The organism is Synechococcus sp. 60AY4M2 (assembly GCF_002760375.1).
Classification (GTDB): Bacteria; Cyanobacteriota; Cyanobacteriia; order Thermostichales; family Thermostichaceae; genus Thermostichus.
In genome coordinates, this window is record NZ_AUMZ01000001.1 from 342,613 (window position 1) to 353,630 (window position 11,018).

Annotated in this window: 8 protein-coding genes, 2 tRNA genes and 1 pseudogene; 7 read left to right on the forward strand and 4 right to left on the reverse strand. The window is 59.4% G+C overall.

Annotated elements, in window-relative coordinates; translation table 11 throughout:
- Positions 1-35: 35 nt before the first annotated feature.
- From SYN60AY4M2_RS01475 to SYN60AY4M2_RS01490, 4 genes and pseudogenes are all read left to right on the forward strand, one after another.
- A pseudogene (locus SYN60AY4M2_RS01475) lies at positions 36-168 on the forward strand (IS200/IS605 family transposase); the annotation flags it as partial.
- A gap of 128 nt (positions 169-296) precedes the next feature.
- Positions 297-533, forward strand: a complete 237-nt coding sequence (locus tag SYN60AY4M2_RS01480; protein ID WP_041438293.1) for a DUF3148 domain-containing protein — start codon at positions 297-299, stop codon at positions 531-533.
- Positions 534-736: 203 nt separating this feature from the next.
- Positions 737-2,320 carry a phosphoglycerate dehydrogenase gene (serA, locus tag SYN60AY4M2_RS01485; protein WP_099812151.1) on the forward strand — a complete coding sequence of 528 codons (1,584 nt, stop codon included), beginning with the start codon at positions 737-739 and terminating at the stop codon, positions 2,318-2,320.
- A gap of 102 nt (positions 2,321-2,422) precedes the next feature.
- Positions 2,423-3,736 (forward strand): folylpolyglutamate synthase/dihydrofolate synthase family protein, encoded by a 1,314-nt coding sequence (locus SYN60AY4M2_RS01490; RefSeq protein WP_240527673.1) that lies wholly within the window; start codon positions 2,423-2,425, stop codon positions 3,734-3,736.
- Between the two features lie 62 nt (positions 3,737-3,798).
- On the opposite strand, the gene SYN60AY4M2_RS01495 is transcribed toward SYN60AY4M2_RS01490, so the two are convergent.
- Positions 3,799-3,872 (reverse strand) — tRNA-Pro (locus tag SYN60AY4M2_RS01495).
- A gap of 310 nt (positions 3,873-4,182) precedes the next feature.
- Here SYN60AY4M2_RS01495 and SYN60AY4M2_RS01500 point away from each other — a divergent pair.
- Complete coding sequence (locus SYN60AY4M2_RS01500; protein ID WP_041438291.1) at positions 4,183-4,383, forward strand: hypothetical protein; 201 nt, start codon at positions 4,183-4,185, stop codon at positions 4,381-4,383.
- 310 nt (positions 4,384-4,693) lie between these two features.
- On the opposite strand, the gene SYN60AY4M2_RS01505 is transcribed toward SYN60AY4M2_RS01500, so the two are convergent.
- A complete protein-coding gene (locus SYN60AY4M2_RS01505; RefSeq protein ID WP_011430201.1) occupies positions 4,694-5,140 on the reverse strand; it encodes a hypothetical protein in 447 nt (148 codons plus the stop codon).
- Positions 5,141-5,297: 157 nt separating this feature from the next.
- Here SYN60AY4M2_RS01505 and SYN60AY4M2_RS01510 point away from each other — a divergent pair.
- Positions 5,298-5,370, forward strand: a tRNA-Arg gene (locus SYN60AY4M2_RS01510).
- Here the strand turns inward: SYN60AY4M2_RS01510 and SYN60AY4M2_RS01515 are convergent.
- Positions 5,371-8,016, reverse strand: a complete 2,646-nt coding sequence (locus tag SYN60AY4M2_RS01515; protein ID WP_099812152.1) for a GAF domain-containing protein — start codon at positions 8,014-8,016, stop codon at positions 5,371-5,373.
- Between the two features lie 913 nt (positions 8,017-8,929).
- Between SYN60AY4M2_RS01515 and SYN60AY4M2_RS01520 the strand changes: the two genes are divergently transcribed.
- On the forward strand, positions 8,930-10,687 hold the full coding sequence (locus SYN60AY4M2_RS01520; protein WP_240527674.1) for a primary-amine oxidase: 1,758 nt from the start codon (positions 8,930-8,932) through the stop codon (positions 10,685-10,687).
- Between the two features lie 12 nt (positions 10,688-10,699).
- Here SYN60AY4M2_RS01520 and SYN60AY4M2_RS01525 read toward each other — a convergent pair whose 3' ends face one another.
- Positions 10,700-11,008: a zinc ribbon domain-containing protein gene (locus tag SYN60AY4M2_RS01525; protein WP_346426363.1), complete on the reverse strand. Its 309-nt coding sequence runs from the start codon at positions 11,006-11,008 to the stop codon at positions 10,700-10,702.
- Positions 11,009-11,018: the final 10 nt, after the last annotated feature.

An 11,018-nucleotide genomic window follows, 5' to 3' on the forward strand; every position in this document is an offset into this window, starting at 1 on the left:
GCATGACAACCGCAGTCTGACATGGGCAAGCGATAATGCGAGAGGAAAGTCAACGGTACAATCACTACAACCATGGTGTGGGGCTAGCGGTTGTTTATCTTATTTTTTGGCCAAAGAGTAAGGAAAGAGGTCTTGGTAGGAGAAGTCAGGGACAGGTTGTTTGAGCTATGAAACTATATCAACGACCCCCATCATGGGTAAGCGACTAAAGTGGCTAGCGGGCTTTTCCGCCCTGCACTCAAGTGCAGGGCTACCAAGCTATCCTTTTGTTGTGTAGCGTCGATGCTTGTGGGGTCATGTCTGAAGCTCAAGATTTGCTGCCGGTGGGGGCGAGGGTTGAGGTGGTAGAGATGCCTCCTTACTTGAAAACGGCTGACCCGATGCCGATGTTGCGCCCCGCCCATTTGATTCGGCTGCACGAACAAGGGGTGATCTTGCAGCGGCGGCTGTTGGGCACCTACAGTGTGCAGTTTGCCAATGGCATCTTTTTAATTGACGGCAAGTACCTGGCTCTTGTGGGATCCCGCCCGTGAGCGCCCCATCTCCGCCGGAGCTCAGGAGACTGGGACTTTTGCTCTTTGGGAGCTGCGGGTCTTGCGCGTGCCGGCGGACTTTCGCGGTAGATTAAAGGGTGCCGGCTGAGGTTGGGTCAACAGGGTGGCTGGGATCCAGCCTAGCTTGCAGTATTGGCTCTTCTGCTTCTGTTGCCCTACATCCGATTAGGCTATCGTCGCTTATGCCCAGAGTTATCGTCACGGATCCCATCGATCAGGCGGGGATCGACATCCTCTCCCAAGTGGCCCAGGTGGATGTGCAAACCGACCTTACGCCGGAGCAGTTGATCGCGGTCATTCCCAACTACGACGCCATCATGGTGCGCTCCGGCACGCGGGTCACCCGCGAGGTGATCGAGGCGGGGACGAACTTGAAAATCATCGGTCGGGCGGGGGTGGGCGTGGACAACATCGACGTGGCTGCCGCCACCAAAGCTGGGATCCTGGTGGTCAACTCCCCTGAGGGCAATACGATTGCTGCCGCCGAGCACGCCATCGCTCTGATGATGGCCCTCTCCCGCCACATCGCCGATGCCAATGCCTCTCTGAAAGCGGGCCAATGGAAGCGGCAGGAGTTTGTCGGGGTAGAAGTCTACAAAAAAACGCTGGGGATTGTGGGATTGGGTCGCATTGGATCCCATGTGGCCCAGATTGCCAAGGCGATGGGGATGCGGCTTTTGGCCTACGATCCCTACCTTTCGATGGAGCGGGCGGAGCAACTGGGGGTGCGCCTAGTGGATTTCAAAACCTTGGTGCAGGAGTCAGACTACATCACCCTGCATGTCCCCAAGACCCCTGAGACCACTAACCTGTTCAACGCTGAGACCTTCCGCATGATGAAGCCGACCGCCCGCCTGATCAACTGTGCCCGCGGCGGCTTGGTGGACGAGCAAGCCCTTTATGAAGCTCTCAAGTCCGGCCAAATTGCGGGGGCGGCCCTGGACGTCTTTGCCGACGAGCCCCTCAGCAAAGACTCACCTCTCCTTTCCTTGGGCAAGGAGATCCTGCTGACACCTCACCTGGGGGCCTCTACCGAGGAGGCGCAGGTCAACGTAGCCATCGACGTAGCCGAGCAGATCCGCGATGTGTTGTTGGGGCTGCCTGCCCGTTCTGCCGTGAACATCCCTGGCCTGCAGGCGGAGGTGCTGCAAAGCCTCAAGCCCTACCTGGACTTGGCGGAAACTTTGGGCAACTTAGTGGGCCAGTTGGCGGGGGATCGGGTGAGCCAGTTGGAGATCCGCCTCCAGGGATCCCTTGCGGAAAAAGATGGCCAGCCGATCGTCATCGCCGCGCTCAAGGGGCTTTTGACGCTGGCTCTGCGGGAGCGCGTCAACTACGTCAATGCTTCCATCGAGGCCAAGGAACGAGGCATTCGCGTGGTGGAGACGCGAGATCCCTCTTTGAAGGATTACTCCGGATCCCTGACGTTGATTGCCCACGGCCCCAACGGGGTGCGTTCTGTTTCGGGGGCGCTGATCGGGGAGCGGGAGGTGCGCATCACCCAGATCGACGAGTTCCCGGTGAATGTGCCCCCCTCCGCCAACATGCTGATGACCCTGCACCGGGATATGCCGGGGATCATCGGCCGCATCGGCACCCTGCTGGGGGCCTACAACGTCAATATCGCCAGCATGCAGGTGGGGCGCAAGATCATCCGCGGCGATGCGGTGATGGTGCTCAGCCTCGACGATCCTCTGCCAGATGGGATCATCGAAGAGGTGTTGAAGCAGCCGGGTATTCGCGATGCTTTTGTGGTGAACCTTTGACGGCTTCTGCCGCCACTGGGGAAGTGCGCAACCGGCCTGAGCAGAGGGGAGGGCAATCTCTTTGCTGGGGTTGGTGGGGATATCTTGAGTTGAGGTGAACGCTTGAGTCCGAATCACTTGCCGCCGACGGGTGGGATCTCAACCTGGGATTGGCCGGGGTTTCTGGAGTCGCTAGGCCACTTTGGCGTCGACCTCAGCCTGGATCGCATGCAGGTTTTGCTGCAGCGCCTGGGCCAGCCCCAAGCCGGGATCCCAGCCATCCACGTGGCCGGCACCAACGGCAAGGGATCCGTCTGCGCCTGGGTCAGCCACGCGCTGTGGGCGGCGGGCTATCGCGTCGGTCGCTACACCTCTCCCCACCTGGTCAATTGGCGGGAGCGGATCTGGCTGAGCGGCGAGTACATTTCGCCAGGCGACTGGAGCCGGGTGTTGGCCCAAGTGCGAGATTGCCTGCAGACCTACGCTCCAGGCGAGGCTTCCCCCACCCAGTTCGAGGCCATTACCGCCGCTGCCTGGCTGTACTTTCGGCAGCAGAAGGTGGACATTGCCGTGATGGAAGTGGGGCTGGGGGGGCGGCTGGATGCCACCAACGCCGGCATCGAGCCGGTAGTGACCGCCATTACCTCCATCGGCTGGGATCATTGGCAGCGTCTGGGCAACAGCCTGGCGCAAATTGCCTTTGAAAAAGCCGGCATTCTCAAGCCGGGGATCCCGACTGTGTGCGCGCCCCAACCCCCTGAGGTGATGGCCGTGATCCGGGCTAGAGCCGAGCAGACGGGCAGCCCCCTGCGGGTGGTGGAGCCCCTGCACTGGGCCGGTCCTCAGACTGTCTGCTGGCGGGATCAGGTGCTTACCCTGCCTCTTGCCGGTGAGGTGCAACTGATCAATGGGGCGGTAGCTCTGGCCGTTGTGGAGACCCTGCAGGAACAGGGTTGGCGGATCCCAGATGTCGCTGTCGAGAAAGGATTTGCCCTCACCCGTTGGCCGGGTCGCCTACAGTGGGTGCAAATTGGCTCCCGCCAGCTGCTGCTGGATGGGGCCCACAACTTGCCCGCCGCCCAGGCGCTGCGCCGCTACCTAGATGAGCACCAGCCCGGCCCCCTCACCTGGTATATGGGCATTCTCACCACCAAAGACGTCAAGGGCATGCTCGCCACCCTGCTGCGGCCGGGGGATCGCTTCTTCGCCCTGCCCCTCTTCGGCCACGCCGGAACCCATCCGCAAGAACTGGCCCACCTGGCCCAGATCTTGCAGCCCCATCTTCGCTCTGTCCAGGCGCTGCCGGATCTTGCCGCTTTACAAGCCCAACTGCAGCAGCCGGCTGACCTCGACGAGCCGCCCGCGGTTATCTGTGGATCCCTATACCTCTTGGGCCAGGTGATGCAAGCTTGCCTGGGATGGGATCTGGCCTGCTGAGGTTCCTGCCACCAGTTTGGCCGAGCGCCCGGAGACCCCTAGCGCTTCCCCTACCGGCCCCATCGGGATGACAGGATTTGAACCTGCGGCCCTCTGCTCCCAAAGCAGATGCGCTACCAAGCTGCGCTACATCCCGCTCTTGTAATTTAATTATGGCAGATGATCAGCTAGAAAGCGCAGGAGCCCCGCCCTGTACCTCCCTAGATCCCCCCGCCCCCCTGCCCCCCGTATACGGGGGGTTGGGGGGGAAGGGGGGCGGTTGGAGCCGGGTAGTGTACGCCAGAGACGAAGAAAGTGTAACGATTTCTCCAACAATTTCGCCGATGTTCTTTAAGAGATTTTGGGGAAGCCAGACAAACTTTTGCGTTATCTGACAAGAAGGTGAAGGAGAAGGGGAGGTTCTGGCTCCTGCGGTAGAAAGGTAGTGGGGCGAGTTGGCCTTGTCTATGTCCGATGAGCTGCTGCGTGCAATCCGCAGACGCGACCTAGAGGCCGCCACCTCAGCCGTGCAGCGCTTGCGTTCCCGCCACCTGAGCGAGGCTGTGATTACCTCGATGGTGATGGTGGCCGTGGAGCGACTGGCCTGGGATGAAGGCGATCGGGCCGCTGCCAGTTGGTTGCTACGTCACTGCTCCAGACGGCGCTGAAGGGATCCGGGCCGAGCGAACGCCTAAAGCACCTGCTGCTCGCGGAGAACCTCGGCCAGCAACCCCGCCAGGGAAGCGGCGATCCCGACCATCGAACACTAGCTCTGCCGTATTGCCCTCCCGGCCAAGGATGAGGATCCCTGGACGGAACACCTCCAGATTTTCAGCTAGAAACCGCAGGAACCCCCCCTATCCCCCCGCCCCCCTGCCCCCCGTATACGGGGGGCGGTCGGAGCCGGGTAGTTTACAGACGAAAACTCATTATGCTCTATCCCTTCCCACCGTCTATACGGTGGGAAATTCCGCGCATTTAAGTGCGCGCCAGCCAGCGCCGCAGCGGATGCCAGGCGGGCAAAGACAAAATCCAGCGGGACTGGCGCTCCAGCATCAAGCGCTCAATAGGATAGAGCCCAAACAGCTCGTAGCGGCTTTGGGCGATCAAGATCCCCAGCGTGAAGCTGACGCAAAGCAGCAAACCAAAGGTGGGCCAGCCGGGCCGGTAAAATAGGGCATAGCGCAGGCCTGTCCAGGTGAAATGGTTCCACAAGCGAACAATATCTGCCCGCAGCGCCCAAAGGCTGGGGATCCCGACCAGCAGCCACAACAGGCCCAGAAAGAGGAAGCTGCCGCCATGGTAGAGGCGCAACAGGCGCCTGGCTGGCGGAGAGAGAGATTCCAGGCCGGGAGGGTTTTCCGACCCCCAGCCGCGAGCAGCCTTCTTTTCCTCGACTGAGCTAGGATCGCGAGGCGATGACATCGAGATCCCGGTTCTCCAAACCAAGACCTTGTCATGATAACTTTAGCGACTGGGATCCCCAAACGAAGCTCCTTGGGGGGCATTAAGAGAGCGGGTTAAGCCGCGTAGCCGACCTCAGAGAGGAAACTCCTCCAAGGATATAATGGCTCTGCAGCTTGCCTTGCTAGCTCAATGGATAGAGCACCGACCTTCTAAGTCGATGGTTGCAGGTTCGAGTCCTGCGCAAGGCGCTAGGTGGATTCGCCTGGGATCCCGGCTTGTGGCGTTCGACTTTGAGAGGGGCACCACACTCGAAAGATGACTTGGCCAGAGTGACTTGCCACCGTCAGGGATCCCTCCAAGATCTCCATAGCCTTTTTGGCCAACGCCAGGCCCAGGCCCGTTCCCCCGGCCTTGCGGCGATCCAACTGCGGGATACGGTAAAACTTCTCAAACAAGCGGGGCAGCGCCTCTGGAGGAATTTCCACCCCTGTATTGCCCACCTCGATCAGCCAGCCGGGACGGCCCTGTTGATGGCTCTGGCTAAAGCGCAAACAGATGCTTTCCCCAGCCGGCGTGTACTTGCAGGCGTTGTTCAAAAGTTCGCCCACCACCCGCGACAACAGGCTCTCATCCGTGCAGAGGGGCAAAAGGTCGGGATCCCATTCCACCTGGAACTGTTGGCCCTGCTGGGCAGCTCGCAGCCGGAAGGGCTCGGAAAGATTGGGGATCCCCTCTTGAGGAGATAACCAGGTCAGCTTGAGATCCCTATTTCCGGCTTCAATAGCTTGCAATTCCAAGAGCTCGTTGATCAAGTCCAGCTCGCGGTTGGTCTCCATCTCCAAAATCTGCAAGTAGCGCTGTTCCCGCTCGGTCAGGTTGGCCCTCGATAAAAACCCAATCGCCAGCTTCATGTTGGTCAGAGGCGTGCGCATCTCGTGGGAGACCATGTGCAGAAACTCGTCCTTGAGGTGGTTGAGCTCCTGCAACTGCTGCACCTGCTGCTGCACGGTTTGGTAAAGCCGAGCCTGGCGAATGGCAATTGCACATTGGCCGGCCACCCGCTGCATCAGGCGTTGCTTCCGCTCGCCAAACACCTGCCCCGGCGGACGGGATCCGCAAATATTTCCCAAAAGCAGCGAGTCTTTTTGCTGGCCTGTTCGATCCCGCAAATCGCAGATGGGAACCACCAGCAGGGTATGGCGCTCGTAGCCGGGCCAGCAGGGGTGGCCAAGGTTGCTGAAATAGCAGAACTGCCCACCCCGAAGCTGCTGGAGCACCTCGGCAAAATCGGCAAAGGGGATCTCCAGGGGAAAACGGCGGATCCCTTGGTCGGGCCGATAGTCCACCGCCAAAACGCTGGCCTGTCGTTCTGGGTCGTGCAGGGCAATCCTGCAGCCGGAAAGACCCAGCCTGAGGGCCAGTTCTTGCGCCACGGTTTCCAAAATCTTTTGCTCGTCTAGGCTGGAGCGAATTTCTTCCGTGATCAGTTGCAGCAGGGCCTCGTCTTCGTAGGCTTGCTGCAGTTGGCCGTTGCGCACCCGCACTTGGTAATCCAATTCGGCGTTGGTTTGCTGCAGCTTTTGATAAAGTTCGGCCTGGTGGATGGCCACTCCCAGGTGATCGCCAATCGCTATGGCCAGCTCGATCTCCTCCGCTTGCCAGTCCGGCTCAGAGATCAAGCGCCCTAGGGCTAGGGCGCCCCAAAGCTTTCCTTGGCAGGCCACGGGGATCCCCAGCCAGGGGCCGAGTTGGTGGTCTTGCCTTTCCTGCAGCGCAAACGAATCGGCAACCTGCTGCGGATCCCGCACGTGAAAAACCTGCAGCCGCTTCAACTGCTGGATGGCTGGGATCTCTGGATCATCCGGTATGCGCAGGTGAAGGAAGCTGGGCACCTCAGGAGAGCGGACATGGCCGACAATGGCCACCCACACCCGCTCCTCAGGTAGATATTGGTAAAGGGTAACCCGCGCTGCCTGCAAAACCTGGCCTACTTCCTGCACGGCTACCTCAAAGAGGGTCGGCAGATCCAGGGAGCCGTTGATGGCTTGCATCAGCCGGTTGAACAGTTTTTCCCGCTGCACCTGTTGCTGCAGCTTCAGCTCGGCTTGCTTGCGGGCAGTAATATCCCTCACCATCACCAGCATTTGCTCGTTCTCGAAAGGCACAAAACGAGCCTGCCGATACTGAGGCTCAGAAGAGCATTCCGTCCAGCAGTACTCCATCTCCTGGATTTGCTGGGTGGCAAAGGCCAGCTCCAGATGCTGGCGAACGGCTTGGGCTTCCCCAGGGGGAAACAGCTCTTCCGGGGTTTTGCCCAAGTAATGGTCGGGGGGATACTGCGTCGGAAAGTTGCTGGGGGGCTTGATCTCCAAACATCGGCCCTGGCGGTCGAGGCGAAAGAGCATGTCGGGCAAAGCTTCCAGCATCTGCCGATAGTGGCACTCCCGTTCGGCCAAAGCCGCCTCCAGTTCCTTGCGCTCGGTGATGTCCAGCGTTACGCCCACAACATGGCTGGGATCCCCTTCCGGCCCCAAGAGCACAATGCCCTGGGAGAGGTACCAGCGCACCTGTCCGTTGGCTAAGCAGGCACGGTACTCGACGGCAAAGTTGGGATCCCCCTCCGTCGCCCTGCGCCCCGCCGACTGCAAAGCTTCCTTCACCCTTGGGCGATCTTCCGGGTGAACCCGCTCAAAAAACATCTCCAGGGTGAACTCCTCGCCGGGATCCAGCCCGTATTTGGCCTTGCATTGGGGAGAGGCACTCAACTCCCAGGTGCGCAAATCCAGTTGCCAATAGCCCAGTTGGGTGGCTTCCAGAGCCAAATAGAGATGCTCTGGATAAAAGCTGCCGTCTCCTGGCCGCACCGGCACCAGGCGGTATCGAGTTGAAGCCATCTCCCTCACCAGATTCTATGAGCCCTGCCTCATTGTGGACGATTTTCAGAGAACCTGGGAGATCCTACTATTCGAACTGTTAGAAATTCCTAACCTTAAGCATGGCTCCAGGGTAACTCTTAGATATGTGTTCTCCGACACCAAACCTTCAACTTGAGCTGGACTTCAACTTCACGGGGAGAAGGCCTAGGGTCACACCCTGCTGATGCGACCGGGAGGCTTTGGGCCGGGCTTGTGGGAAAGGGGGGTGCCTCTGCTATAGTGATGGTCGGTTGCGTTTCGGATCCCAAGCAGTGGGATCCCCCTGGCAGGTAGGGTTGGGGCAGGCTTCGAGATGTCTTTGCGCTCTTGCGAGAGTTGACGTTGCGTTGAGCTTTCTCGGTGTGATCCTGCCCTTAGCCTGCGTGAAGCGTTTTCTCTTTTTTTTTATGCTTTCCTGTGCAACGTTAAGCCTGACGTTTAATCACAGAAAACTTCTCCTGCTCTCGAGTTTGGGTTTATCTGTAGTAAGACCTGTATTCAGATTTTCCCGATGGGTTGACGGTTTCCTGTTCGCCCTGGCGCGGCTTCTCAAGGTGCCGTTGCCCTCTTCATTTGGTTAGCGGACGGGGAAACAGAAGATTGCTAGATCTGGACAATTAGCAGGGCCGAGGTTGTCTTCACTTCCTTGGGCTTTGGCTTAAGTTTTCCTTTCCCCGGGTATCTCTTGCAAAGTTGCCCGATGTTGGCGATGGCAACAGGATAGTCTGTTTAGCCTGCTGTTAGGTTTTCTGGATTCTCTGAGTTGGGTTGATGGGCTGGCCCGCGGCATGGCGAGCGAAGGGATCCCTTTGACCTTTCTCAGCAGACTTCTCCCTATTTTTTCCTAGCTCAACTCAATCATTTTCCAACCGAAGAATTCAAGGTTATTGCTGTGGTTTGTGAAGTTTCTCCCAGTTTGCATCGACAGCATCAGTCGAGCGAACCTGCGTTGCCCCAAGGCCACCCCTTGGATCCCCTTAGCGCCGAGGAAATGCGGCAGGTGGTGCAGATCCTGCGCCGGCAACGGCCCCTCAGTTCTCAGTGGCGCTTTGTAACCATCCAGCTACACGAGCCGGATCGGCCTTGGATGGAAACTTGGCAGCCGGGGCAGCCGTGGGATCGGCAGGCTTTCGTGGTGCTGTTGGATCCGGCCAGTGGCAACACCTACGAAGCCGTGGTCTCTCTGTCAACACAGCAGGTGCGCTCTTGGCAGCTCATTCCGGGCGTGCAGCCCCCCCTGTTGGATGATGAGGTGTACGCCTGCGACCGCCTGCTCAAGGAGGATCCCCAGTTTTTAGCGGCTTTGCAGCGCCGAGGCATTGCCGATGTGGATTTGGTGATGGTGGACTACTGGACGGTGGGCTACTTTGGGATCCCGGAAGAAGAAGGGCGGCGGCTGGTGCGAGGCTTTTGTTTCCTACGTACTTCCCCTTGCGACAACGGCTATGCCCGCCCCATCGAGGGGCTCTACCCCTGGATTGACCTCAACCGCATGCAAGTTGTCAAGGTGGAGGATCGGGGTCTGTGGCCCTTGCCGCCGGAGTCCGGTAACTTCGACGAGCTGTTTTTCAAAGATTTTCGCCAAGACTTGAAGCCGCTAGAAATCACTCAGCCCCAAGGGGTGAGCTTCCAGGTGGACGGCCACCACATCCGCTGGCAGAAGTGGGATCTGCGCATCAGCTTTAACCCGCGAGAGGGGCTCGTCCTCCACCAGGTGAGCTACGAGGATCAAGGCCGCCTTCGCCCCATTCTCTACCGCGCCTCGGTAGCCGAGATGGTGGTGCCCTACGGGGATCCGCGGGATCCCCACTGCCGCAAGAACGCCTTTGACGTGGGGGAATACGGCATTGGCATGCAGGCCAATTCCCTGCGGCTGGGCTGCGACTGTCTGGGGGAAATCTACTACTTCGATGCCTGGCTGCCCACCAACAGCGGTGAGCCCATGCTTTTGAAAAATGCCGTCTGCATGCACGAGGAGGATTTTGGCATCCTTTGGAAGCACACCGACTGGCGCACGGAACGGGCGCAGGTGCGGCGCTCGCGGCGGCTGCTGCTTTCCTTTTTCACCACCATTGGCAACTACGACTACGGCTTTTTCTGGTACTTCTACCAGGATGGCACGCTGGAGTTTGAAGCCAAGCTCACCGGCATCATCAACACTTGCGCCACGTTGCCGGGGGAAGAGCCGGAGTTTGGCGTCTTGGTGGCACCCCAATTGTCTGGCCTCAACCACCAGCACTTTTTCACTGTCCGCCTCGATATGGCGGTGGATGGGCCGTGCAACTCCCTCTATGAAGTGCATGCAGAACCTCTGCCTCTGGGGCCGGATAACCCTCACGGCAACGCCTTTCGCGCCCGCTCCACCCTGCTCAAAACCGAGCAGGAAGCTAAGCAAACGGTGGATCCCTTGCGGGGGCGCTACTGGAAGATTGTCAACCCCAACCGCCACAATCGCCTGGGGCAGCCGGTGGCCTACAAGTTGATCCCAGGAGAAAATGTCCAGCTCCTGGCCCACCCCGACTCCTGGCTGTATCGACGGGCGGGGTATTTGGCCCACCACCTCTGGGCCACACCCTATCACCCTGGCGAAAAGTTCCCGGCGGGGGACTACCCCAACCAACACCCCGGTGGGGAAGGGCTGGTGAAGTGACATCTTCTCCCGCTAAGCCCTGACGGGCTGTAGACGGGAGTTTCCGAGAATCACTTCTCGGAGTTGCTGCTTCAACGGACTGGTAAACCAGGATCCTCCACAGCCAGAGAGCGGCAGTCCCACCGCCCTGAGTCCACGCTTCAAAATCTCGATAGCAGCGTTCAAGTCTCTGTCCCACGACCCACAACGGGGGCAATCATGCACCCGTTCCGACAAGGTCTTGGGAACACGCTCCTCACAAACACAACAATTTTGGGACGTACCAGGGGGATCCACTCTCAACACCTGTTTGCCGCGTTTGACCGCCACTGCTGTCAGAATGTCAAGAAAT